The following is a 24617-nucleotide window of genomic DNA, read 5'->3' on the forward strand; positions in this document are numbered from 1 at the left end:
GGCCACGGCCCCTGCGAGCCGAGCCGCGTCGGGCCCGTCGCGACGGGCTCGGAACACCTGGGGCCAAGTGGGTGTTCCCTATACTGATAGGCGGTCCGGCTGGGCCTCCCCCCATCTTCAGAAGGGCTAGAACCAAGTGGCAGCATTGCAATGGGACCCCATCGACAGCAAGGCGGTCGACACCGCACGGATCCTCGCCGCGGACGCGGTGGAGAAGGTCGGAAACGGTCACCCCGGCACCGCCATGAGCCTGGCCCCGGCGGCCTACCTCCTGTTCCAGAAGGTCATGCGCCGCGACCCGTCCGACAGCACCTGGATCGGTCGCGACCGGTTCATCCTCTCGGTGGGCCACAGCTCGCTCACGCAGTACACGCAGTTCTTCCTCGGCGGCTACGGCCTCGAGATCGAGGACCTCCAGGCCCTCCGCACGTGGGACTCCAAGACCCCGGGCCACCCGGAGTACGGGCACACCGACGGCGTCGAGATCACCACCGGCCCGCTCGGCCAGGGCCTCGCCTCCTCCGTGGGCTTCGCCTACGCCGCCCGCTACGAGCGCGGCCTCTTCGACCCCGAGACCCCCGCCGGCGAGAGCCCCTTCGACCACTTCGTGTACGTGATCGCCGGCGACGGCGACATGCAGGAGGGCATCACCTCCGAGGCCTCCTCCCTCGCGGGGCACCAGGAGCTCGGCAACCTCATCGCGATCTACGACAGCAACCAGATCTCCATCGAGGACGACACCGACATCGCCTTCACCGAGGACGTCGCCGCGCGCTACGAGGCCTACGGCTGGCACGTGCAGCACGTCGACTGGAAGAAGACCGGCGAGTACGTCGAGGACGTGCAGGAGCTGTTCGACGCCGTCGAGGCCGCCAAGGCCGAGACGCGCAAGCCGTCGCTCATCATCCTCAAGACGATCATCGGCTGGCCGTCCCCGAAGAAGCAGAACTCGGGCAAGATCCACGGCTCCGCGCTCGGCGCCGAGGAGCTCGCGGCCGTCAAGCAGATCGTCGGCTTCGACCCCGAGAAGAGCTTCGAGGTGCCGGACGGCGTCCTCGAGCACACCCGCCAGGCCGTCGAGCGCGGCCAGCAGCAGCACCGCGAGTGGGACGAGAAGCTCGCCGCGTGGGCCGAGGCGAACCCCGAGCGCAAGACGCTGCTCGACCGCGTCCTCGCCGGCGACGCCCCCGAGGGCCTCGACGAGGCGCTCCCCGTGTTCCCCGCGGGCAAGGACGTCTCGACGCGCGCCGCGTCCGGCAAGGTCATCAACGCCATCGCCGAGGTCATGCCCGAGCTGTGGGGCGGCTCCGCCGACCTCGCCGAGTCGAACAACACGACCATCGAGTCGGCGCCGTCCTTCGTGCCCGCCGAGCGCTCGACCGGCATGTGGAAGGGCGAGCCCTACGGCCGCGTCCTCCACTTCGGCATCCGCGAGCACGCCATGGGCGCGATCCTCAACGGCATCGTCCTGCACGGCAACACGCGTCCGTTCGGCGGCACGTTCCTCATCTTCAGCGACTACATGCGCCCGGCGGTCCGTCTCGCCGCGCTCATGAAGGCGCCGTCGATCTTCGTCTGGACGCACGACTCGGTCGCCCTCGGCGGCGACGGGCCGACCCACCAGCCGGTGGAGCAGCTCGCCAGCCTCCGCGCCATCCCGGGCCTCGACGTCATCCGCCCCGCGGACGCCAACGAGACCGCGCAGGCGTGGAAGACGATCCTCACCCGTCGCATGGGCCCCGCGGGCCTGGCGCTCTCGCGCCAGAACCTCCCGGTGCTCGAGCGCGGCACGGGCGACGCCACGGCCACCGAGTACGCCTCGGCCGCCGGCGTCGCCAAGGGCGCGTACATCCTCGCCGACACCGAGGGCACGCCCGACGTCATCCTCATCGCCACGGGCTCCGAGGTCCAGTTCGCCGTCGAGGCCCGCGAGGCCCTCGCCGCGGACGGCATCAAGGCCCGCGTCGTCAGCGCCCCGAGCCTCGAGTGGTTCGAGGAGCAGGACGCCGCGTACAAGGAGCACGTGCTCCCCGAGGCGGTCGCCGCGCGCGTGTCCGTCGAGGCGGGCATCTCGCTCTCCTGGAAGCAGTACGTCGGGCACCACGGCCGCAGCATCTCGATCGAGCACTTCGGCGCGAGCGCCGAGTACGAGGTCCTGTACCGCGAGTTCGGCATCACCACGGAGGCCGTCGTCACAGCGGCCAAGGAGTCCATCGCCTCCCTCTAGAAGCTGACGAGGAGCGGGGCGGCCGAGCTGCTCCGCTCCCCGCCGGCCCGCCCCGACCGAGCGCCCACCAGCGCGTCGGCCGGGTACCCGGGAGGGGCGCACGCGTGCGCCCCTCCCCCAGAACCTCACAACCAGCGAGAAGAAGGCAACATGACCGACACCACTTCCCCCACCGCGCAGCTCTCCGCCGCGGGCGTCAGCATCTGGCTCGACGACCTGTCCCGCGAGCGCATCGATGCCAAGGGCATCGAGAAGGTGATCGCCGAGCGCGACGTCGTCGGCATCACGACGAACCCCACCATCTTCGCGTCGGCCCTCGCCAAGGGCGAGGCGTACGACGCCCAGGTCCGCGAGCTCGCAGCCGACGGCGCCGACGTCGACCGCGCGGTCTTCGAGATCACCACCCGTGACGTCGGCGAGGCAGCGCGCATCTTCCGGCCGGTCTACGACCGCACCGTCGGCTTCGACGGCCGCGTCTCGATCGAGGTCTCCCCCGACTTCGCCAACGACACCCAGGCGACCATCGACGAGGCCCACAAGCTGTGGGACAAGATCTCCGAGCCCAACGTCATGATCAAGATCCCCGCGACCCGCGAGGGCCTCGAGGCCATCACCGAGGTCATCGGCGCCGGCATCAGCGTCAACGTCACCCTGATCTTCTCGCTCGAGCGCTACCGCGAGGTCATCAACGCGTACCTGACCGGCCTCGAGAAGGCGAAGGCGGCGGGCATCGACCTGTCGACCATCCACTCGGTCGCCTCCTTCTTCGTGTCGCGCGTCGACACCGAGATCGACAAGCGCCTCGACGCGATCGGCACCGAGGAGGCCACCGCGCTCAAGAGCAAGGCCGGCGTCGCCAACGCGCAGCTCGCCTACCAGGCGTTCGAGCAGTCCTTCGCCTCCGAGCGCGCCCAGGGCCTCCTCGGCGCCGGCGCCAACAAGCAGCGCCCCCTCTGGGCGTCCACCGGCGTCAAGAGCCCCGACCTGCCCGACACGCTCTACGTGACGCAGCTCGTCGCGGCGGACGTCGTCAACACGATGCCCGAGAAGACGCTCGACGCGACCTTCGACCACGGGGTCATCGAGGGCGACACCATCACGGGCTCCTACGACGCCGCCAACGAGGTCCTCAACGCGGTCGACGGACTCGGCATCTCCTACAAGGAGGTCACGGAGCTCCTCGAGAAGGAGGGCGTCGAGAAGTTCAAGGTGTCGTGGAGCGAGCTCATCGAGACCGTGACGACCGCCCTGGACGGCGCCAAGTGAGCGTCCGCATCGCGCTGAGCGGCGCGGCGGCCACGGCCGTCGAGACCCACGTCCCCGCGCTCGTCGAGGCGCACGTCGCCTCCGGCATCACGGGGCTCGACGGCACCCTCTGGGGCCCCGACGCCGAGTCCGAGGCCACCAAGCGCCTCGGCTGGACCCAGGCGGTCTCCGTATCCCGTCCCCTCGTCGCCGAGATCACGGCGCTCCGCGAGGAGCTCCGCGGCCAGGGCGTCGACCACATCGTCCTCGGCGGCATGGGCGGATCCTCGCTCGCGCCCGAGGTCATCACCCGCACCGCGGGCGTCGAGCTCACGGTCCTGGACTCGACCGACCCCGGCCAGGTCCTCGCCGCGCTCGGCGACCGCCTCGCCACCACGGCGGTCGTCATCTCGTCGAAGTCCGGCTCCACGCTCGAGACCGACAGCCAGAAGCGCGTCTACGAGAAGTCGTTCCGCGAGGCGGGCATCGACCCGACCACGCGCATCGTCATCGTGACCGACCCGGGCTCCCCGCTCGACGAGTCGGCCCGCGCCGACGGCTACCGCGTCTTCAACGCGGACCCCGACGTGGGCGGCCGCTACAGCGCGCTGACCGCCTTCGGCCTCGTGCCGTCGGGCCTCGCGGGCGCCGACATCGGCGGCCTGCTCGACGAAGCGGAGGCGGCCTCGGCGCAGCTCGCCGTCGACGACGTCTCGAACCCGGGCCTCGTGCTCGGCGCCGCGATCGCCGGCACCTCGCCGCTGAAGGACAAGCTCGGTATCGTCTCCGACGGCACGCACATCGTGGGCTTCGGCGACTGGGTCGAGCAGCTCATCGCGGAGTCCACCGGCAAGCTCGGAACGGGCCTCCTGCCCGTCGTGCTGCCGACCGACGCCCCTGAGCTCGCGCTCGGCCTCGCCGACCTGCAGATCGCGCGGCTCGTCGCCGACGTCGACGCGCACGACGCGGCCGAGGGCGAGATCGTCATCAGCGGCACGCTCGGCGCGCAGATCCTCACGTGGGAGTACGCCGTCGCCGTCGCGGGCCGCCTGCTCGAGATCAACCCCTTCGACCAGCCCGACGTGGAGGCCGCCAAGGTCGCCGCGCGCGGGCTGCTCGACGACCGTCCCGCGCCGGAGGCCCCCGTCGTCACGACGGACGGCATCGAGGTCCGCGGCACCAGCGAGGTCACCGAGGGCGCGACCGACGTCTCCTCCGCGATCGACGCCCTGCTCGCGCAGGTCGGCCCGACGGGCTACGTCGCCGTGCAGGCCTTCGTCGACCGCCTCGCCCTCCCCGAGCTCGAGCGCCTCCTCGACGCCGTCGCCCGCAAGGTCGGCCGGCCCGTCACGTTCGGCTGGGGTCCGCGCTTCCTCCACTCCACGGGGCAGTTCCACAAGGGCGGCACCCCCGTCGGCGTGTTCCTGCAGATCACCGCGGACGCGGCCGAGGATCTCGAGATCCCCGACCGCCCCTTCACCTTCGGGCAGCTCATCCAGGCGCAGGCCGCCGGCGACGCCACCGTGCTCGCCGAGCACGGTCGTCCCGTCCTGCGACTGAACCTGACCGATCCCACCACGGACGCCCGGGCCCTGCTCTCGACGCTCGAATGACCGCATCGCCGGACGCGTCCGGCAGATCGAGGAGTTACATGTCGCCGGTGGATATCACCCCGGAATTCAATCCACTGCGGATCCCGTCTGATCGACGGCTGAACCGCATCGCGGGGCCGAGCAGCCTCATCATCTTCGGCGTGACGGGTGACCTGTCGCGCAAGAAGCTGATGCCGGCCGTCTACGACCTCGCCAACCGGGGGCTCCTGCCCCCCGGCTTCGCGCTCATCGGCTTCGCCCGGAGGGACTGGGAGGACCAGGACTTCGAGCAGGTCGTGTACGAGGCCGTCAAGCAGTACTCGCGCACCAAGTTCGACGAGGACGTCTGGCGCCAGCTGGCGCAGGGCATCCGCTTCGTGCAGGGCACCTTCGACGATGACGAGGCGTTCCAGACGCTGAAGGACATCACGGAGGAGCTCGACCGCGAGCGCGGCACGATGGGGAACCACGCGTTCTACCTGTCGATCCCGCCGAAGTCCTTCCCGCTGGTCACCGAGCAGCTCCGCCGCTCGGGCCTCGCGGACCAGAAGGAGGGCCACTGGCGCCGCGTCGTCATCGAGAAGCCCTTCGGGAGCGACCTCACGACGGCGCGCGAGCTCAACGCGGTCGTCGAGTCGGTCTTCCCGCCGGACTCGGTGTTCCGCATCGACCACTACCTGGGCAAGGAGACGGTCCAGAACATCCTGGCGCTGCGCTTCGCGAACCAGCTCTACGAGCCCCTGTGGAACGCCAACTACGTGGACCACGTGCAGATCACCATGGCCGAGGACATCGGCGTGGGCGGCCGTGCTGGCTACTACGACGGCATCGGCGCGGCCCGCGACGTGATCCAGAACCACCTCCTGCAGCTCCTCGCCCTCACGGCCATGGAGGAACCCGTCGCGTTCGACGCGTCGAGCCTCCGGGACGAGAAAGAGAAGGTGCTGTCCGCGGTGCGCCTGCCGAAGGACCTCTCCACCGCCACGGCCCGCGGGCAGTACGCCGGCGGCTGGCAGGGCGGCGAGGAGGTCGTGGGCTTCCTCGACGAGGACGGCATGGACCCCGAGTCCCTGACCGAGACCTACGCCGCCATGCGGCTCGACATCAACACGCGCCGCTGGTCGGGCGTGCCCTTCTACCTGCGAGCGGGCAAGCGCCTCGGCCGCCGCGTGACGGAGATCGCGGTCGTGTTCAAGCGCGCGCCTCAGAACCTGTTCGCGGAAGACCAGACGTCGGCCCTCGGACAGAACGCGCTCGTCATCCGCGTGCAGCCCGACGAGGGCGTCACCATCCGCTTCGGCTCCAAGGTGCCGGGCGCGGGGATGCAGGTGCGCGACGTCACCATGGACTTCGGCTACGGCCACGCCTTCACCGAGGCGAGCCCGGAGGCGTACGAGCGGCTCATCCTCGATGTGCTGCTCGGCGACCCGCCGCTCTTCCCCCGCCACCAGGAGGTCGAGCTGAGCTGGAAGATCCTGGACCCCATCGAAGAATTCTGGCGCACGCAGGGCCAGCCCGAGCAGTACCGTCCGGGCACCTGGGGGCCGGCCTCGGCCGACGAGCTCCTCGCCCGCGACGGACGGACCTGGAGGCGGCCATGAGAGTCGATCTGCCGAACACCACCACCGCCAAGATCTCGAAGGCGCTCGTCAAGATCCGCGAGGAGGGCGGCGCGGTCGCCCTCGGTCGCGTCCTGACGCTCGTGATCTCCACCTCGCTCGGCAGCGAGGAGGAGGCCATCGAGGCGGCCAACGACGCGTCGCGCGAGCACCCCATGCGCGTCATCGTCATCTCCACCCAGCGCGGTGCCGAATCGGAGACGACGACCGAGAAGGCCCGCGTCGACGCCGAGATCCGCGTGGGCGGCGACGCCGGCGCGAGCGAGGTCGTCGTGCTCCGCGTCTACGGCGCGGCCGCCGAGGACGAGGAGAGCCTGGTCACGGGCCTCCTCCTCCCCGATGCGCCCGTCGTCGCCTGGTGGCCGCACGACGCCCCCGCGGTCGTCAGCCAGTCGCCGCTCGGCCGCATCGCGCAGCGCCGCATCACGGACTCCTCCACGAGCAGCAACCCGCGCGTCGCCCTGCAGCACCTGGCGGCGACGTACGCCCCCGGTGACACGGACTTCGCGTGGACGCGCCTCACGCTCTGGCGCGCGCTGCTCGCCGCGGTGCTCGACCAGCCGCCGTACGAGCCCGTGACCCAGGTGGAGGTGTCCGGCGCCGCCGACTCCCCCTCCACCGTGCTGCTCGCCGCGTGGCTCGGACTGCAGCTACAGGTCCCCGTGCTGCACGAGGTCACCACGCGGGCCACCGGCTCGAGCGGGATCCACGGAGTGCGCCTCCACCGCGCGTCGGGCGTCATCGACCTCGACCGGCCCATCGCCAACGTGGCGACGCTCAAGCAGCCGAACCAGCCGACGCACGATGTGAGCCTCCCCCGCCGGAGCCTCCGCGACTGCCTGGCCGAGGAGCTGCGGCGCCTCGACCCCGACGCGCTCTACGGCGACGTGATCCGTCACGGCCTCGAGCGCGCCGCCGCCGGCCAGGGGTACATCTCCGCGTCCACCACCGCACGGAAGGACTCGGGAGACCGATGACGAACGACCGCAGGGTGCTCGTGCACCCCGACAAGAAGGCCATGACCGGCTCCGTCGCCGCGCGCTTCCTCACGAAGCTCGTCGACATCCTGGATGAAGAGGAGACCGCCAACGTCGTCCTCACCGGAGGGACGGTCGGCCCGAGCATCCTCGCGGCCGTCAACGAGTCCGCGGCGCGCGACAGCGTCGACTGGACCCGGGTCCACTTCTGGTTCGGCGATGAGAGGTGGCTGCCCCAGGGCGACCCGGAGCGCAACGACACCACGGTGCGCACGGCCCTCCTCGACCACATCGACCTGCCCGCGGAGAACGTCCACGCCATGGGCGCGAGCGATGCGGGTCTCAGCCTCGACGAGGCCGTCGCCGCGTACACGGCGGAGCTCGCCGCCCACGCGAACGGCGACACCTCGATCCCCCGGTTCGACATCACGTTCCTCGGCGTCGGGCCGGACGGGCACGTCGCGTCGCTCTTCCCGGACAGCGAGGGCATCCGCACCATGGACGCTGCGGTGATCCCGGTGCGCAACTCGCCGAAGCCGCCGGCGGAGCGCATCTCGCTCACCCTGCCGGTGCTGAACTCGTCGCTGCGCATCTGGATGGTGCTGGCCGGTCCGGACAAGGCGTTCGCGCTCGGTCTCGCGCTCGCGGGCGCCGACCGCACCGAGGTGCCCGTCGCGGGCATCAAGGGACGCAAGCGGACGGTGTTCTTCATCGACCGCGAGGCGGCCGCTGACGTGCCGGAGAACCTCCGGCTGTCGTCGTACTGACCGCCGCCCCGGCGTGAGCCGGGCTCGGCACGAAGGGCGGATCCTCCGGGATCCGCCCTTCGTCGTCTCCGGCGTGGATGCTCCTCCCGGCGGGTCGACCTCGCCGCGAGGAGCGCGAGCACCAAGAACGCCCCCGTCCTCAGGACGGGGGCGTTCATGTGTCGTGTGCGGTCTACGACCTACTTGGTGGCCTTGACCGTGCCGCGGCGGGCGCGGAGCTGCTCGAGCGCCTCCTCGAGGAGCTGGCTCGCCTCCTCCTCGCTGCGATGCTCCTTCACGTATGCGAGGTGCGTCTTGTACGGCTCGAGCTTGGCGACCGACGGCGGGTTGGCCTTGTCGCGCCCGGCGGGCAGACCCGACTGCGGCGAGTCGATGGTGACCGGGATCTCCTCCTCCGGCAGGTTCGCCGCGAAGTGGCGGACGGTCTCGTTGCCGAGGGCGTCCCAGTACGAGATCGAGATGCGCTCCGCGTGGAATCCGCGGTCCTGCTCGCCCATGGGGCCCGCGCCGACGCGCGAACCGCGGATGGCGCTTCCTCCTGATGCCATGTGGCTGCTCCCTACAATCCGGTGTCGAACTTGGTGATGAGCCCCAGGACCACGATGCACGTGACCCAGATGAGGCCGAGGATGACGGTGATGCGGTTCAGGTTCCGCTCGGCCACCCCCGACGAGCCGAGGCTCGACGTGGTGCCGCCCCCGAACATGTCGGACAGACCGCCGCCCCGCCCCTTGTGCAGGAGGATGAGCATGGTCAGCAGGAGGCTGGTGATTCCCAGAACCACCTGCAGGACTACCTGGAGGATTTCCACGTGCGGCCTTTCGGGTGCGGTGCTGTGGCCGATAGCGACCGGTGGACGGCCGATGGGCCGTTGTCGATTATAGCGGGCGGCTGAGCATGACGAGCCGCCCGCGCCTGGATGGACGCGAGCGGCTCGAGGAGATGTCGCTGGTCAGACGCCGACGTGCGAGCGGAACCGCGCGATCGCGGAGAACTCCTGCACGTCGAGGCTGGCGCCGCCGACGAGGGCTCCGTCGACGTCCGGCTCGCGGAGGAAGCCCGCGATGTTGCCCGACTTGACCGAGCCGCCGTAGAGGATCCGCGTGGCCTTCGCGGCCTCGTCGCCGAGGAGCTCGGCGACGACCGCGCGGAGAGGCGCCGCGACCTGCTGCGCCTGCTCCGGCGTCGCGGCCTGGCCGGATCCGATGGCCCACACGGGCTCGTAGGCGACGACGACGTCGGCGCCCTTCTCGAGCCCCTGGAGCGCGACGCGCAGCTGGGCCACGGGGACGGCGCTGGCGCCGTGCTCCTCGAGGTCCGCCGCGGTCTCGCCCACGCAGATCACCGGGACGATGCCGTGCTTCACGGCCGCGGCGGACTTGGCAGCGACCTGCTCGTCGGTCTCCCCGTGCAGCGTGCGCCGCTCGGAGTGGCCGACGATGACGTAGCGGCAGGCCAGCTGCGCCAGGAACGCCGCGGAGATCTCCCCCGTGTACGCGCCTGACTCGTGCTCGGACACGTCCTGCGCGCCGTAGGCCAGCTCGAGCTTGTCCGCCGACACGAGAGTCTGCACGCTGCGGATGTCGGTCGCTGGCGGGAACACCGCGACCTCCGCCTCCGCGTAGTCGTGCTTCGCGTCCTTGAGGCTCCATGCCAGCTTCTGCGCGAAGGCGATGGCCTGGAGGTGGTCCAGGTTCATCTTCCAGTTGCCCGCGATGAGGGGCGTGCGCCCCTGCGGGCGATGGGTCACTGCCATCCGAGGACCTCCAGTCCCGGCAGGCGCTTCCCCTCGAGGAACTCGAGGCTCGCGCCGCCTCCGGTCGAGATGTGACCGAAGCGGTCATCATCGAATCCGAGTGCGCGGACGGCCGCGGCGCTGTCGCCGCCGCCGACCACGGACAGCCCTTCGACGCGCGTGAGCGCGTCGGCGACCGTCTTCGTGCCGGCCGCGAACGGCTCCAGCTCGAAGACGCCCATGGGGCCGTTCCAGAACACCGTGGTCGAGCCGCGGATGATCGTCGCGAACGCGTCGGCGGTCTCGGGGCCGATGTCGAGCCCGAGCCCCTTCGCGCCCGCGGGCGTCCCCTCGATGGCGTCGGCACGCGTCACCTCGTGGGCGGCGTCGGCGGAGAACCCGTCGGCCACGACCACGTCGGTGGGCAGCACGATCTTCACGCCACGCTCCTCCGCCTCGGCCAGGTAGCCCTTGACGGTCTCGACCTGGTCCTCCTCGAGGAGGCTCGCGCCCACCTCGTGCCCCTGGGCCTTGAGGAACGTGAAGAGCATCCCGCCGCCGATGAGAAGTGAGTCCACGCGGGGAAGCAGGTGGCCGATGACGCCGAGCTTGTCCGACACCTTGGATCCGCCGAGCACGACCGTGTAGGGACGCTCCGGGTTCTCCGTCAGGCGGTCGAGCACCTCGAGCTCGCTCGCGATGAGCGAGCCGGCGGCGCTGGGCAGCGCCTGCGCCAGCTCGAACACGCTGGCCTGCTTGCGGTGGACGACGCCGAAGCCGTCGGACACGAACGCGTCCCCCAGCTCGGCGATCGACTCCGCGAAGCCGCGGCGGACCGTTTCGTCCTTGCTGGTCTCCTCCGCGTGGAAGCGGAGGTTCTCGAGCACGACGACGTCGCCGTCGCCGAGGGCCTCGACGGCCGCGCGGGCGGAGTCGCCCACGGTGTCGTCCGCGAAGGCGACGTCCGCCCGGAGCAGCTCGCCGAGGCGGGCCGCGACGGGACGCAGGCTGTACTTCTCATCCGGAGTGCCGTCGGGCCGGCCGAGGTGCGAGATCACGATGACGCGCGCCCCGGCCTCGCGGAGACCCGTGAGGGTCCCCAACGAGGCGCGGATGCGCCCGTCGTCACCGATCACGCCGCCCTTCAGCGGGACGTTGAGGTCGCAGCGCACGATGACGCGGCGGCCCCGGAGATCCCCGAGGGAGTCGATGGTGCGGAGTGCCACGGCCGGTTACAGGCGATCGGCGACGTACTCGGTGAGGTCGACGAGGCGGTTGGAGTAGCCCCACTCGTTGTCGTACCACGACGCGACCTTGACCTGGTTGCCGATGACCTTCGTGAGGCCGGCGTCGAAGATCGAGGAGTGCGGGTCGTTGACGATGTCGCTCGAGACGATGGGGTCCTCGGTGTACTTGAGGATGCCCTTGAGCGGGCCCTCGGCCGCGGCCTTGTAGGCCGCGTTGACCTGCTCGACCGTGACGTTCGCCGAGGTCTCGATGGTGAGGTCGGTGATCGAGCCGGTGGGCACGGGCACGCGGAGCGCGTAGCCGTCGAGCCTGCCGACGAGCTCCGGGATCACGAGTCCGAGCGCCTTGGCGGCGCCGGTGGACGTCGGGATGATGTTGACCGCAGCGGCGCGCGCGCGGCGCAGGTCGCTGTGCGGGCCGTCCTGGAGGTTCTGGTCGGCGGTGTACGCGTGGACCGTCGTCATGAGGCCGCGCTCGATGCCGAACTCGTCGAGGAAGACCTTGGCGAGGGGCGCGAGGCAGTTCGTGGTGCAGGACGCGTTGGAGATGACGTCGTGCGTGGCGGGGTCGTAGGTGCCCTCGTTGACGCCGAGGACCAGGGTCGTGACGTTGTCGCCCGTGGCGGGAGCCGAGACGAGGACCTTCTTGGCGCCGGCCGTGATGTGCTTGCGCGCGTCCTCGGCCTTGGTGAAGCGTCCGGTGGACTCGATGACGATCTCGACGCCGAGCTCGCCCCACGGGAGGTTCGCGGGGTCGCGCTCCTCGAGGACGCGGATGGCCTTGCCGTTCACGACGATGTTGTCGCCGTCGAGCTCGACGGTGGCGTCGAGGCGGCCGGTGATGGAGTCGTACTTGAGCAGGTGCGCGAGCGCCTTGTTGTCGGTGAGGTCGTTCACGGCGACGATCTCGATGTCGCTGCCCTTGGCGAGCGCGGCGCGGAAGTAGTTGCGGCCGATGCGGCCGAAGCCGTTGATGCCGATCTTGACGGTCACGAGTTCTCCTGTTGTTCTGCGCGCGCTGAGGCGGCGTGGGTGATGGAGGGGGTCGAGCAGGCGGGAGGCCCGACGTGCGGGGTCCGCGGGCGGCCCGGGTCTCCCGGCGGACCGCCCGCGGATGCGGCTACGAGAGGAGGAACAGACCCTGCGTCTTGGTGCGGGCGGCGTCGAAGCGCGCCTGCACGTCGGCCCAGTTCACGATGTTCCAGAACGCCTTGACGTAGTCGGCCTTGACGTTGACGTAGTCGAGGTAGAAGGCGTGCTCCCACATGTCGAGCAGCAGGATCGGGACGGTCGCCGCAGCGAGGTTGCCCTGGTGGTCGTACAGCTGCTCGATGATGAGCTTCTGGCCCAGGGAGTCCCAGGCGAGGATGCTCCAGCCGGAGCCCTGGATGCCGAGGGCCGAGGCCGTGAAGTGCGCCTGGAACTTGTCGTAGGAGCCGAAGAACTCGTCGATGGCGGCGGCCAGCTCGCCGGTGGGCTTGTCGCCGCCGTCCGGGGAGAGGTTGTTCCAGAACACCGTGTGGTTGACGTGGCCCGCGAGGTTGAACGCGAGGTCCTTCTGCAGCTTGTTGACGAACGTGAGGTCGCCGGCGTCGCGCGCCTCCTGGAGCTTCACGAGGGCGGTGTTCGCGCCGTCCACGTAGGTCTTGTGGTGCTTGTCGTGGTGGAGCTCCATGATGCGGCCGCTGATGCTCGGCTCGAGGGCCGAGTAGTCGTAGGGAAGATCGATGAGAGTGTAGTCAGCCATAGGTGTATCTCCTCTTCGTTGCCCGGGGGCTCCCGGCCAGAGGCCGGGGGTGGGTGACGGATCGAGTCTAGTCCGGCGGCCCTCCGCGCCACCTGGCCGGATGACGCCCGGCGTCCAGCCGATCCAGGCCGGCGACGACGCATCCCGCGTCGGCGGACGCGCCGCGCATCAGACGTCGTCGAGGTCGGCGGGGAGGTTGGCGTCGGTGCCGGGCAGGCCCTCGTCGACGGCCTTCTTGTCCGCCATCGCGAGCAGACGGCGGATGCGCCCCGCGACGGCGTCCTTCGTCATGGGCGGATCGGCGTGGTGGCCCAGCTCGTCGAGGCTGGAGTCACGGAAGCGCAGGCGCAGGTCGCCCGCGTACTTGAGGTGCTCGGGGATGTCCGGTCCGAGGATCTCCATGGCCCGCTCGACGCGCGCGCACGCGGCGACGGCGGCCTGCGCGGAGCGGCGGAGGTTCGCGTCGTCGAAGTTGACGAGGCGGTTCGCGGTGGCCCGCACCTCGCGGCGCTGGCGCATCTCCTCCCAGTTGACGACCGTGCCCTGCGCGCCCATGGCGCGCAGCATCTGGCCGATGGCGTCGCCGTCGCGGATGACGACGCGGTGCACGCCGCGCACCTCCCGCGCCTTGGCGCTGACGTCGAGGCGGCCGGCGGCGCCGACGAGTGCCATGGCGGCCTCGTTGCCCGGGCACGTGACCTCGAGGGCGGCCGAGCGGCCGGGATCCGTGAGCGTGCCCGCGGCGAGGAACGCACCGCGCCAGACGGCGGCGATCTCCTCGCGGGAGCCCGTGGTGAGGCGGTTCGGCAGGCCGCGGATGGGACGGCGTCGCGCGTCGAGCAGGCCGGTCTGGCGGGCGAGCGTCTCGCCGCCCTCCATCACGCGGACAAGGTAGTGCGTGGCGCGGCGCATGCCGGACGCGGGGATGACGGAGATGTCGCTGCGGACGCCGTAGAGCTCGGCCAGGTCCTTGCGGACACGGCGGGCGAGAAGCGGGGTGTCGAGCTCGGACTCGACCGCGATGCGGTTCGAGATGAGGTGCAGCCCGCCCGAGAAGCGCAGGATGGTGGCCAGCTCGGCGGCCCTCACCGTGGTCTTGCTGACCTCGACGCGTGACAGTTCTTCCTTGACGTCCGAGGTCAGAGGCAAATGCTTACTCCCTTGATGAGATGGGTGCCCTACTCCCGGCCGAGGTCGCGGTGCTTGGTGCTGACAGCGACGCCGGGAAGGGCGCGGAGGAGGCTGGAGAGCTCCTCGGAGACGGCGACCGAGCGGTGCTTGCCGCCGGTACAGCCGATAGCGATCGTAGCGTGTCTCTTGTTCTCCCGCTGATACCCGGCGAGCACCGGGGCGAGGGCCCTGGCATAGGCGTGGACGAACTCCTCGGCGCCCTCCTGACCCAACACGTAGTCGCTGACGGCCTTGTCGCGACCCGTGAGCGGGCGGAGCTCCGGCGTCCAGAACGGGTTGGGCAGGAAGCGCATGTCGGCCACCATGTCGGCGTCCGCCGGGGTGCCGTACTTGAATCCGAAGCTCATCACGGTGACGCGGACGCCAGCGTCGTCCGCCCCGCTGAACTGCTCGGTGATCGTGGTGGCGAGCTGGTGGATGTTGAGCTCGGAGGTGTCGATGACGAGGTCGCTCGCCTCGCGGATCTCGATCATTCGGGCCCGTTCGGCCGCGATGCCGTCGAGCAGCGTGCCGTTGCCCTGGAGCGGGTGCGGGCGGCGGACCTGCTCGAACCGTCGGACGAGCGCCGCGTCGGTGGCCTCGAGGAACAGGACGCGCAGGCGCGGGCCGGTGCCGAAGGTGTGGAGGATGTCGCGCAGCTCGGAGAAGAAGTCGCCGCCGCGGACGTCGACCACCGCGGCGATCTTGGGCAGCGACGTGCCTGCGCGGCCCGCCAGCTCCACGAGCGGCTTGAGCATCTGCGGCGGGAGGTTGTCGACCACGTACCAGCCGAGGTCCTCCAGTGCGTTGCCGACGGTGGAGCGGCCCGCGCCGGACATCCCCGTCACGATCATGACGTCCTGCTGGGGGATCTCCACGCTCATGCGGGCATGCACCTCTCGTCGCGCCGGTCGATGGATCCAGTCTAGGCGCGACCCGCGACACCCGACCGGGCGCGCGTCACGAACGGAGCCGCTCGTAGACGGCCTGGGCCAGCGTGGGCCCGATGGTGCGCACGGCCGCGATCTCCTCGACCTCGGCCTGCTTGAGCTTGGCCACGGATCCGAACTGCTGGAGCAGCCGCTGCACGCGCGACGGCCCGAGCCCCGGGATCTCGTTCAGCACCGACGTGATGTCGCGCTTCCGGCGGGCCCGCTGGTGCGTGATGGCGAACCGGTGGGCCTCGTCGCGGATGCGCTGGATGAGGAAGAGGGCGTCGCTGTTGCGCGGCAGGATGATCGGGTAGTCGGAGTCCGGCAGCCAGATCTCCTCGAGGCGCTTGGCGATGCCGGCCAGCTGGATCCCCGTCACCCCCGACTCCTCGAGCGCCCGCTGCGCAGCAGCCACCTGCGGCTGCCCGCCGTCGACGATGAGCAGGTTCGGGCTGTAGGAGAACTTGTTGACCGGGGGCGCCTCGCCGAGCTCGGGCGGCGCGGCGTCGGCCGGGACCTCGGCCTCCTTGCCCAGGTAGGCGAGCCGGCGCGTGATGACCTGGTGGATCGACTCGGTGTCGTCCGTGGAGTCGGCGATGTTGAAGCGGCGGTACTGGTCCTTGCGCGGCAGGCCGTCCTCGAAGACGACCATGGACGCGACGATGTTGGTGCCGCTGAGATGCGAGACGTCGTAGCACTCCATGCGCAGCGGCGCGTCGGGCATGCCGAGCGCCTCCTGGATGTCGGCCAGCGCCTTGGACCGGGTGGTGAAGTCGGAGCTGCGGCGCGTCTTGTAGAGCATGAGCGCGTTCTGCGCATTGGTGGCGGCGGTGTGCGCGAGCGCCGCCTTGTCGCCGCGCTGGGCCACGCGGAGGTCGACCTGCCAGGAGCTCGGGCGGCCGCGGCGCACGGATCCGTCGTCCTCCCCCGCCGCCCGGCGCTGGCTGAGCCAGAGCTCGAGCTCGGCGGCGTCCGCGGGCAACTCGGGGACGAGGACCTCGCGCGGCGGGTGCGCCTCGTCCTCGTAGGCGTTGTGGAGCACGGTCTCGACGAGCTCGCCGATGCCGATGTCGAGCTCCTTGTCGACGACCCAGGTGCGCGTGCCCCGGATGCGGCCGCCGCGGACCATGAACTGCTGCACGGCCGCTGCCAGCTCGTCGGCCGCGATGCCGAAGACGTCGGCGTCCACCCGGTCGTCGAACACTACGGCGGTCTTGGACAGCGCGGCCTCGAGCGCGCCGATGTCGTCGCGGTGGCGGGCGGCGGCCTCGTAGTCCATCTCGGCCGCGGCGTCCTTCATCCGCTGCGTGAGCTGGCCCACGTACTTCGAGTCGTTGCCCGCCATGAAGCTCGCGAAGTCGTCCACGATGTCGCGGTGCTCCTCCTGCGAGAAGCGGCCGACGCACGGCGCGGCGCAGCGCCCGATGTCGCCGAGGAGGCATGGCCGGTTCGTCTGCCGCGCGCGCTTGAACGTGCTCTCCGAGCAGGAGCGCATCGGGAAGACCTTGAGCAGGTGGTCGACCGTCTCGCGGATGGCCCAGACCTTCGTGTACGGGCCGAAGTACTTGGCGCCCCGGATCTTGCGGTTGCGGGTGACCATGACCCGCGGGTAGTCCTCACCCATCGTGACGGCCAGGTAGGGGTACGACTTGTCGTCGCGGAACTTGACGTTGAACGGCGGGTCGAACTCCTTGATCCACGTGAACTCGAGCTGCAGCGCCTCGAACTCGCTGCCGACGACGGTCCACTCGACGCCCGCCGCGGACGTGACCATGCGCCGGGTGCGCTCGTGCAGGCTCTCCAGCGGCGCGAAGTAGTTGGCGAGCCGCGCGCGGAGGTTGTTCGCCTTGCCCACGTAGAGGACGCGGTCGGCCGCGTCGCGGAAGCGGTACACGCCCGGCGACGTGGGGATCTCCCCCGCCGCCGGGCGGTAGCCGACGGTGTCGGTGCGGGCCATCAGCCGGCCGCGCGCTCCTCGCGCGCACGCTGCGACTCGATCGCCGCGGCCTCGGCCTCGGCGTCGAGGACCTCCTTGAGGAAGCCGCCCGTGTAGCTCTCCGGCACGGTGGCCAGGTGCTCGGGGGTGCCGGTGGCGAGCACGGTGCCGCCGCCCGCGCCGCCCTCCGGCCCCATGTCGATGAGCCAGTCGGCGGACTTGATGACGTCGAGGTTGTGCTCGATGACGATGACCGTGTTGCCCTTGTCGACCAGCCCGTTGAGCACGAGCAGGAGCTTGCGCACGTCCTCGAAGTGGAGGCCCGTGGTCGGCTCGTCGAGCACGTAGATGCTGCGGCCGTTCGACCGGCGCTGCAGCTCGGTGGACAGCTTGACGCGCTGCGCCTCGCCGCCGGAGAGCGTCGTGGCGCTCTGGCCGAGCCGCACGTAACCGAGGCCGACGTCCACCAGCGTCTTCATGAAGCGGTGGATGGCCTGGATCGGCTCGAAGAACTCGGCCGCCTCGCTGATGGACATGTCGAGGACCTCGGCGATGCTCTTGCCCTTGTAGTGGACGCTCAGGGTGTCGCGGTTGTAGCGCGCTCCCCCGCAGACCTCGCACGCCACGTACACGTCCGGCAGGAAGTTCATCTCGATCTTGATGGTGCCGTCGCCCGAGCACGCCTCGCAGCGCCCGCCCTTAACGTTGAAGCTGAAGCGGCCCGGGAGGTAGCCGCGGGCCTTGGCCTCGGTGGTCTCGGCGAAGAGGTTGCGGATCCGGTCGAACACGCCCGTGTAGGTGGCCGGGTTCGAGCGCGGGGTGCGGCCGATGGGGTTCTGGTCGACGTGCACGACCTTGTCGAGGTTCTCGAGGCCCGTGACGCGGGAGTGCTTGCCCGGCACCTTGCGGGCGCCGTTGAGCTCGTTGGCGAGCACGCGGTAGAGGATGTCGTTCACGAGCGAGGACTTGCCCGAGCCGCTGACGCCGGTGACGGCCGTGAGCGTGCCGAGCGGGAAGGTCGCGGTGACGTTCTGCAGGTTGTTGGCGCGCGCGCCGACGACCTGGATCTGCCGCTTCTTGTCGATCTTGCGGCGCTTCGCCGGCGTCGCGATGGCGCGGCGGCCCGCGAGGTAGTCGCCCGTGAGCGACTCCCGGTTCTCGATGAGGCCCTCGTAGGAGCCGGAGTGCACGACCTTGCCGCCGTTGACGCCGGCGCCGGGGCCGATGTCGACGATCCAGTCGGCCGTGCGGATGGTGTCCTCGTCGTGCTCGACGACGATGAGGGTGTTGCCGAGGTCGCGGAGCTTCACGAGCGTCTCGATGAGGCGGCGGTTGTCGCGCTGGTGCAGGCCGATGCTCGGCTCGTCGAGCACGTACAGCACGCCCGTGAGGCCCGAGCCGATCTGCGTGGCCAGCCGGATGCGCTGCGCCTCCCCGCCGGACAGAGATGCCGCGGCCCGCGCGAGGTTGAGGTAGTTGAGGCCGACCTCGATGAGGAACTCGAGGCGCACGCGGATCTCCCGCAGCACCTGCGCGGCGATGTGCGCCTCGCGATCGGTCAGCTCCAGCTGCGCCATGAACTCCTGCGCGTCCGAGAGGCTCATCTCGGCGACGTCGGCGATGTTCGCACCGTGCACGAGCACCGCGAGCACCTCAGGCTTCAGGCGCTTGCCGTCGCAGACGGGGCACGGGATCTCGCGGAGGTACTCGCCCCAGCGCGCGCGCTGGTTGTCGGTCTCCGCCTGGGCGAACTGGCGCTCGATGTAGGGCATGACGCCCTCGAAGCCGGACGAGTAGGTCATTTCGCGCCCGTAGCGGTTCTTCCACTTGACCTGGACCTCGAAGTCATTGCCCCGCAGGACGGCCTCGCGGACCTCCTCGGAGAGCTTCCGCCAGGGCGTCGTGAGGGAGAACTTGAGGTCGCGCGCGAGGCCCGCGAGCAGCTTCTCGTAGTACTGGAAGAGCCCCTTGCCCTGCGTGGTCCACGGCAGGATCACGCCGTCGGCGATGCTCAGCGACTCGTCGCCGATGAGGAGCTCCTGGTCCACCGACATGCGCGTGCCGAGACCGGAGCACTCGGGGCAGGCGCCGAAGGGGGCGTTGAACGAGAACGTGCGCGGCTCGATCTCGGTGAGCTGGATGGGGTGGTTGTTCGGGCATGAGAGCTTCTCGGAGTACGTCTGCAGTCCGCCGGGGCCGTCGACGTCGACGAAGTCGATCATCACGATGCCGTCCGTGAGGCGGAGCGCGGTCTCCAGCGAGTCCGTCAGGCGCCCGAGGATGTCGTCGCTCGCGACCAGGCGGTCGACGACGACCGAGATGTCGTGCTTGTACTGCTTCTTGAGCTTGGGCGGCGAGCTGAGCTGGATGAGCTCCCCGTCGACGATGGCCCGCGAGTAGCCGCCGGAGGCGAGCTCCGCGAACAGGTCGACGAACTCGCCCTTCTTCTGCGAGACGATGGGGCTGACGATCTGGTACCTGGTGCCGGTCTCGAGCTCCATGAGCTGGTCGGCGATCTGCTGCACGGTCTGGCGCGAGATGCGCTCCCCGCAGACGGGGCAGTGCGCGACGCCGATGCGCGCCCAGAGCAGGCGCATGTAGTCGAAGATCTCGGTGATGGTGCCCACCGTCGAGCGCGGGTTGCGGTTCGTCGACTTCTGGTCGATGGAGACCGCGGGGCTCAGGCCCTCGATGAAGTCGACGTCCGGCCGGTCGACCTGGCCGAGGAACTGGCGCGCGTACGCGGACAGCGACTCGACGTAGCGGCGCTGGCCCTCGGCGAAGATCGTGTCGAACGCGAGGGACGACTTGCCGGACCCCGACAGGCCCGTGAAGACGACGAGCGAGTCGCGCGGGATGTCGAGGTCGACGTCGCGGAGGTTGTGGACGCGAGCGCCGCGCACGCTCAGGAGGGAGGAGGACTCGACGGGGGAGATTGACACCTGTCCATCGTATGCGTCGCCACCGACACCGCCGACGGAGCAGGCGCGCGACCGACGGCTGCCCGCCGCGCGCCTGTCGGATCAGGACAGGTGGCCGGCCTTCTCCATCTGCCGCAGCTCGCGCTTCAGGTCGCCCAGCTCGTCGCGGAGGCGCGCGGCCAGCTCGAACTTGAGCTCGCCCGCCGCCTGGAGCATCTGGTCGTTAAGGTCGGAGATGATCGTCTCGAGCTCGTTGGCCCCGGCGGCCGCCTTGCCCTCGCGCCGGAGGTTCGGGGTGGGCGAGCGCTTGCCGCCGCCGCGCCCCTCGAGCATCTTCTTCGTGTCCTCGCCCTCGCGCGCCAGGATCTCGGTGATGTCGGCGATGCGCTTGCGCAGCGGCGTCGGGTCGATGCCGTGCTCGGTGTTGTAGGCGACCTGCTTCTCGCGGCGGCGATCCGTCTCCTCGATGGCGCGCTTCATGCTGTCCGTCAGCACGTCGGCGTACATGTGCACCTCCCCGGACACGTTGCGCGCGGCCCGCCCGATGGTCTGGATGAGCGACGTGGACGACCGCAGGAAGCCCTCCTTGTCGGCGTCGAGGATCGCGACGAGCGAGACCTCCGGGAGGTCGAGGCCCTCGCGGAGGAGGTTGATGCCGACGAGCACGTCGTAGACGCCGGCCCGCAGCTCGCTCAGCAGCTCGACGCGGCGCAGCGTGTCGACGTCCGAGTGGAGGTAGCGCACGCGCACCCCGGCCTCGGCGAAGTAGTCGGTGAGCTCCTCCGCCATCTTCTTCGTGAGCGTGGTGACGAGGATGCGCTCGTCCTTCTCGACGCGGATGCGGATCTGCTCCAGAAGGTCGTCGATCTGGCCCTTCGTCGGCTTGACGACGATGGCCGGGTCGATGAGGCCGGTCGGACGGATGATCTGCTCCACCACGCCGTCGCCCATGCCGAGCTCGTACTTGCCGGGCGTCGCCGACATGTACACGGTCTGCGGCACGCGCTCCGTGAACTCGTTCCACTTCAGCGGCCGGTTGTCGAGCGCGCTCGGCAGGCGGAAGCCGTGCTCGACCAGCGTGCGCTTGCGCGAGGAGTCGCCCTCGAACATGGCGCCGATCTGCGGCACGGTGACGTGCGACTCGTCGATGACGACGAGGAAGTCGTCCGGGAAGTAGTCGAGCAGGCAGTGCGGGGCCTCCCCCGCGTCTCGCCCGTCGATGTGCCGCGAGTAGTTCTCGATGCCGGAGCAGAACCCGATCTGCTGCATCATCTCGATGTCGAAGTTCGTGCGCATGCGCAGGCGCTGGGCCTCGAGCAGCTTCCCCTCGCGTTCGAGGACCGCGAGGCGCTCCTCGAGCTCCTGCTGGATGGTGCCGATGGCCCGCTGCATGACCTCGGTCTCGGCCACGTAGTGGGATCCCGGGAACACGGACACCGCGTCCATCTTGCGGACCACGTCCCCGGTGAGCGGGTGCAGCTGGTACAGCGCCTCGATCTCGTCGCCGAACATCTCGATGCGGATGGCCAGCTCCTCGTACATCGGGATGATCTCGATGGTGTCGCCGCGCACGCGGAAGTTGCCGCGCGAGAAGTCGACGTCGTTGCGCTGGTACTGCATGGACACGAACTTGCGGATGAGCGTGTCGCGGTTGATCTGCATGCCGACCTGGAGCGCGACCATCGCGTTCATGTACTGCTCGGGCTGCCCCAGGCCGTAGATGCACGACACCGTGCTGACGACCACGACGTCGCGGCGGCTGAGCAGCGAGTTGGTGGTGGAGTGGCGGAGGCGCTCGACCTCGGCGTTGACCGACGAGTCCTTCTCGATGAAGGTGTCCGTCTGCGGGACGTACGCCTCCGGCTGGTAGTAGTCGTAGTAGGAGACGAAGTACTCGACCGCGTTGTCCGGCATGAGCTCGCGGAACTCGGTGGCGAGCTGGGCCGCCAGCGTCTTGTTGTGGGCGAGGATCAGCGTGGGCCGCTGGACCTTCTCGATGAGCCAGGCGGCCGTGGCCGACTTGCCCGTGCCGGTGGCGCCGAGGAGCACGACGTCGGGCTCGCCGGCGTTGACCCGGCCCGCCAGCTCCGCGATGGCCGTGGGCTGGTCGCCGCTCGGGGAGTAGTCGCTGACGACCTTGAACGGGCGCACGGAACGGGTGGGCTGCATTGCATCAGCCTACGAGCGGCCACCGACATCGCCGGACAGGTTCGCCCAGAGCCGATCCGTCTGCTCGAGCGTCGACGCCAGCGAGATGCCGGAGTCGACGACCTCGTCCGCGACGGCGAGGCGCTCCTCGTCGGAGGCCTGCGATGCGATCCGGCGCTCGGCCTCCTCGGGCGACATCCCCCGGAGCTCGACGAGGCGGCGGATCCGTTCCTCGCGCGGCGCGTGGACCATGACGATCCGGTCGAACTCGTCGACGCGGCCCGACTCCACCAGGAGCGGGATGTCGTACACGACGACCGCGTCGGCGTCGGCCTCCGCCGCCGCGGCCATGCGCTGCGCGGACAGCGCGCGCACCGCGGGGTGCGTGATCGCCTCCAGGTCGCGGCGCGCGTCCGGGTCCTGGAACACGATGGCCCCGAGGGCGGGTCGATCGAGGGAGCCGTCGGGCGCGATCACGCCGGGGCCGAACCGCCGGGCGATCTCCGCGAGGGCCGGCGTGCCGGGCTCCACGACCTCCCGGGCGAGACGATCGGCGTCGATGCGCGCGGCGCCGAGCTCCGCCAACCGGTCGGCCACCACCGTCTTGCCCGCGGCGATGCCGCCCGTCAGTCCGATCACCTGCATGCATCCAGCCTAGGCGCGGTCCGGATCCGCTCGACGCGAGCGCGGCTCGGTGCGCGGGGCGGGGCGGGGGGCGGGGCGGGGGGCGGGGCGGGGCGGGGGGACGACGGAGGCCGCCCTCCCCGAAGGGAGAGCGGCCTCGTCGTGGTGCGGTGGTGCTACTTCGAGCTGGACAGCTTCTCGCGCAGTGCGGCGAGGCTCTCGTCGTCCGCCAGCGTGCCGGCGCCCGTCGAGTCGCTCGTGAAGCCGGGGCCGGCGGACGTGATGCCCGTGTCGGCCGCCTCGGCCTCGGCTGCCGCCGCGACCTGCTTCTTGTGGGCCTCCCAGCGGGCCTGGGCTGCGGCGTACTGCTGCTCCCAGGTCTCGCGCTGCGACTCGAAGCCTTCCTTCCACTCGTTGGTCTCCGGGTCGAAGCCCTCGGGGTACTTGTAGTTCCCCTGGTCGTCGTACTCGGTGAGCATGCCGTAGAGGGCCGGGTCGAACTCGGTGCCCTCGGGGTCGACGCCGTCGTTGGCCTGCTTGAGGCTCAGCGAGATGCGGCGACGCTCGAGGTCGATGTCGATGACCTTGACGAACACCTCGTCGCCGACGGACACGACCTGCTCCGCGAGCTCGACGTGCTTGCCGGAGAGCTCCGAGATGTGCACGAGGCCCTCGATGCCCTCGGCCACGCGGACGAACGCACCGAACGGCACCAGCTTGGTGACCTTCCCGGGCGCGACCTGGCCGATGGCGTGCGTGCGGGCGAAGACCTGCCACGGGTCCTCCTGCGTCGCCTTGAGCGACAGCGAGACGCGCTCGCGGTCCAGGTCGACCTCGAGGATCTCGACGGTCACCTCCTGGCCCACCTCGACGACCTCGCTGGCGTGCTCGATGTGCTTCCAGCTGAGCTCGGAGACGTGCACGAGGCCGTCGACGCCACCCAGGTCCACGAACGCACCGAAGTTGACGATCGAGGAGACCACGCCCTTGCGGACCTGGCCCTTCTGGAGGTTGTTGAGGAACGTGCTGCGGCTCTCGGACTGCGTCTGCTCGAGGAGGGCACGGCGCGACAGGACCACGTTGTTGCGGTTCTTGTCGAGCTCGAGGATCTTCGCCTCGATCTCCTGGCCGAGGTACGGCGTGAGGTCGCGGACGCGGCGCAGCTCGATGAGCGAGGCCGGGAGGAAGCCGCGGAGGCCGATGTCCACGATGAGGCCGCCCTTGACGACCTCGATGACGGTGCCGGTGACGACGCCGTCGGACTCCTTGATCTTCTCCACGTCGCCCCACGCACGCTCGTACTGCGCGCGCTTCTTGGACAGGATCAGACGACCTTCCTTGTCCTCCTTCTGGAGAACGAGGGCCTCGACGGTGTCGCCGACCTTGACGACCTCCGTGGGATCCACGTCGTGCTTGATGGACAGCTCACGCGAGGGGATGACGCCCTCGGTCTTGTAGCCGACGTCGATCAGGACCTCGTCCCGATCGATCTTCACGACGGTGCCCTCGATGAGGTCTCCGTCGTTGAAGAACTTCAGTGTCTTCTCGACCGCGGCGAGGAAGTCCTCAGCAGATCCGATGTCGTTGATCGCGACCTGCTTGGGCGCCTTGTCGGTCGTTGCGATTGTCATGTAGTTAGTGCTCCAGGATGGGCATGAATAAGGCCGCTGGCGCGGACCCGCGCGGGTACCGGTCGAGCGGCGGACGGATGGGTCGTCGCAGAAGTGCGA

The 24617-nt window shown here is 70.1% G+C and carries 19 protein-coding genes; 6 read left to right on the forward strand and 13 right to left on the reverse strand.

Features of this window, described 5'->3' with window-relative positions:
- Window positions 1-136 precede the first annotated feature (136 nt).
- The 6 genes from tkt (at window position 137) to pgl (ending at window position 8427) form a co-directional block, all read left to right on the forward strand.
- Window positions 137-2227: a transketolase gene (gene tkt / locus CMS_RS09780; protein ID WP_041464603.1), complete on the forward strand. Its 2091-nt coding sequence runs from the start codon at window positions 137-139 to the stop codon at window positions 2225-2227.
- 150 nt (window positions 2228-2377) lie between these two features.
- Entirely contained in the window at window positions 2378-3493 is a 1116-nt protein-coding gene (gene tal / locus CMS_RS09785; RefSeq protein ID WP_012299307.1) for a transaldolase, read from the forward strand.
- A complete protein-coding gene (locus CMS_RS09790) occupies window positions 3490-5085 on the forward strand; it encodes a glucose-6-phosphate isomerase (RefSeq protein WP_012299308.1) in 1596 nt (531 codons plus the stop codon). Before tal ends, CMS_RS09790 begins: the two co-directional genes overlap by 4 nt.
- Window positions 5086-5123: 38 nt before the next feature.
- Window positions 5124-6665, forward strand: coding sequence for a glucose-6-phosphate dehydrogenase (gene zwf, locus CMS_RS09795; protein WP_012299309.1), 1542 nt, complete (start codon window positions 5124-5126; stop codon window positions 6663-6665).
- Entirely contained in the window at window positions 6662-7660 is a 999-nt protein-coding gene (locus CMS_RS09800; RefSeq protein ID WP_012299310.1) for a glucose-6-phosphate dehydrogenase assembly protein OpcA, read from the forward strand. The genes zwf and CMS_RS09800 overlap by 4 nt, the downstream gene beginning before the upstream one ends.
- Window positions 7657-8427 carry a 6-phosphogluconolactonase gene (pgl, locus tag CMS_RS09805; protein ID WP_012299311.1) on the forward strand — a complete coding sequence of 257 codons (771 nt, stop codon included), beginning with the start codon at window positions 7657-7659 and terminating at the stop codon, window positions 8425-8427. The genes CMS_RS09800 and pgl overlap by 4 nt, the downstream gene beginning before the upstream one ends.
- Before the next feature lie 179 nt (window positions 8428-8606).
- Here pgl and CMS_RS09810 read toward each other — a convergent pair whose 3' ends face one another.
- The 13 genes from CMS_RS09810 to rpsA form a co-directional block, all read right to left on the reverse strand.
- Window positions 8607-8975: an RNA polymerase-binding protein RbpA gene (locus CMS_RS09810; protein WP_012299312.1), complete on the reverse strand. Its 369-nt coding sequence runs from the start codon at window positions 8973-8975 to the stop codon at window positions 8607-8609.
- Between the two features lie 11 nt (window positions 8976-8986).
- Complete coding sequence (secG, locus tag CMS_RS09815; RefSeq protein ID WP_012299313.1) at window positions 8987-9238, reverse strand: preprotein translocase subunit SecG; 252 nt, start codon at window positions 9236-9238, stop codon at window positions 8987-8989.
- Between the two features lie 141 nt (window positions 9239-9379).
- The gene (tpiA, locus tag CMS_RS09820) at window positions 9380-10183 is read right to left on the reverse strand and encodes a triose-phosphate isomerase (RefSeq protein WP_012299314.1); all 804 of its coding nucleotides are present in this window, start codon (window positions 10181-10183) and stop codon (window positions 9380-9382) included.
- Window positions 10174-11388, reverse strand: a complete 1215-nt coding sequence (locus CMS_RS09825; protein WP_012299315.1) for a phosphoglycerate kinase — start codon at window positions 11386-11388, stop codon at window positions 10174-10176. The genes tpiA and CMS_RS09825 overlap by 10 nt, the downstream gene beginning before the upstream one ends.
- Before the next feature lie 6 nt (window positions 11389-11394).
- Window positions 11395-12402, reverse strand: a complete 1008-nt coding sequence (gap, locus tag CMS_RS09830; RefSeq protein WP_012299316.1) for a type I glyceraldehyde-3-phosphate dehydrogenase — start codon at window positions 12400-12402, stop codon at window positions 11395-11397.
- Window positions 12403-12529: 127 nt separating this feature from the next.
- Window positions 12530-13156, reverse strand: coding sequence for a superoxide dismutase (locus CMS_RS09835; RefSeq protein ID WP_012299317.1), 627 nt, complete (start codon window positions 13154-13156; stop codon window positions 12530-12532).
- A 168-nt stretch (window positions 13157-13324) separates the two neighbouring features.
- Window positions 13325-14305, reverse strand: coding sequence for a DNA-binding protein WhiA (gene whiA / locus CMS_RS09840; protein WP_012299318.1), 981 nt, complete (start codon window positions 14303-14305; stop codon window positions 13325-13327).
- Between the two features lie 29 nt (window positions 14306-14334).
- Window positions 14335-15210 carry an RNase adapter RapZ gene (gene rapZ, locus CMS_RS09845; RefSeq protein WP_041464604.1) on the reverse strand — a complete coding sequence of 292 codons (876 nt, stop codon included), beginning with the start codon at window positions 15208-15210 and terminating at the stop codon, window positions 14335-14337.
- Window positions 15211-15286: 76 nt separating this feature from the next.
- Window positions 15287-17215 (reverse strand): excinuclease ABC subunit UvrC, encoded by a 1929-nt coding sequence (uvrC, locus tag CMS_RS09850; RefSeq protein WP_012299320.1) that lies wholly within the window; start codon window positions 17213-17215, stop codon window positions 15287-15289.
- A complete protein-coding gene (gene uvrA / locus CMS_RS09855) occupies window positions 17215-20136 on the reverse strand; it encodes an excinuclease ABC subunit UvrA (RefSeq protein ID WP_012299321.1) in 2922 nt (973 codons plus the stop codon). The genes uvrC and uvrA overlap by 1 nt, the downstream gene beginning before the upstream one ends.
- 81 nt (window positions 20137-20217) lie before the next feature.
- Window positions 20218-22284, reverse strand: coding sequence for an excinuclease ABC subunit UvrB (gene uvrB, locus CMS_RS09860; RefSeq protein WP_012299322.1), 2067 nt, complete (start codon window positions 22282-22284; stop codon window positions 20218-20220).
- Between the two features lie 9 nt (window positions 22285-22293).
- Window positions 22294-22908 (reverse strand): dephospho-CoA kinase, encoded by a 615-nt coding sequence (coaE, locus tag CMS_RS09865; protein ID WP_012299323.1) that lies wholly within the window; start codon window positions 22906-22908, stop codon window positions 22294-22296.
- Window positions 22909-23063: 155 nt separating this feature from the next.
- Window positions 23064-24518: a 30S ribosomal protein S1 gene (rpsA, locus tag CMS_RS09870; protein WP_012038440.1), complete on the reverse strand. Its 1455-nt coding sequence runs from the start codon at window positions 24516-24518 to the stop codon at window positions 23064-23066.
- Window positions 24519-24617 lie beyond the last annotated feature (99 nt).

The sequence above is a fragment of the Clavibacter sepedonicus genome (assembly GCF_000069225.1).
GTDB classification, from domain to species: Bacteria; Actinomycetota; Actinomycetes; order Actinomycetales; family Microbacteriaceae; genus Clavibacter; species Clavibacter sepedonicus.

Coding starts and splice junctions, on each gene's coding strand:
- tal (WP_012299307.1), top strand. CDS start 2,378: ATGACCGACACCACTTCCCCCACCGCGCAGCTCTCCGCCGCGGGCGTC.
- zwf (WP_012299309.1), top strand. CDS start 5,124: ATGTCGCCGGTGGATATCACCCCGGAATTCAATCCACTGCGGATCCCG.
- CMS_RS09800 (WP_012299310.1), top strand. CDS start 6,662: ATGAGAGTCGATCTGCCGAACACCACCACCGCCAAGATCTCGAAGGCG.
- pgl (WP_012299311.1), top strand. CDS start 7,657: ATGACGAACGACCGCAGGGTGCTCGTGCACCCCGACAAGAAGGCCATG.
- CMS_RS09810 (WP_012299312.1), bottom strand. CDS start 8,975: ATGGCATCAGGAGGAAGCGCCATCCGCGGTTCGCGCGTCGGCGCGGGC.
- tpiA (WP_012299314.1), bottom strand. CDS start 10,183: ATGGCAGTGACCCATCGCCCGCAGGGGCGCACGCCCCTCATCGCGGGC.
- CMS_RS09835 (WP_012299317.1), bottom strand. CDS start 13,156: ATGGCTGACTACACTCTCATCGATCTTCCCTACGACTACTCGGCCCTC.
- rapZ (WP_041464604.1), bottom strand. CDS start 15,210: ATGAGCGTGGAGATCCCCCAGCAGGACGTCATGATCGTGACGGGGATG.
- uvrC (WP_012299320.1), bottom strand. CDS start 17,215: ATGGCCCGCACCGACACCGTCGGCTACCGCCCGGCGGCGGGGGAGATC.
- uvrB (WP_012299322.1), bottom strand. CDS start 22,284: ATGCAGCCCACCCGTTCCGTGCGCCCGTTCAAGGTCGTCAGCGACTAC.
- coaE (WP_012299323.1), bottom strand. CDS start 22,908: ATGCAGGTGATCGGACTGACGGGCGGCATCGCCGCGGGCAAGACGGTG.
- rpsA (WP_012038440.1), bottom strand. CDS start 24,518: ATGACAATCGCAACGACCGACAAGGCGCCCAAGCAGGTCGCGATCAAC.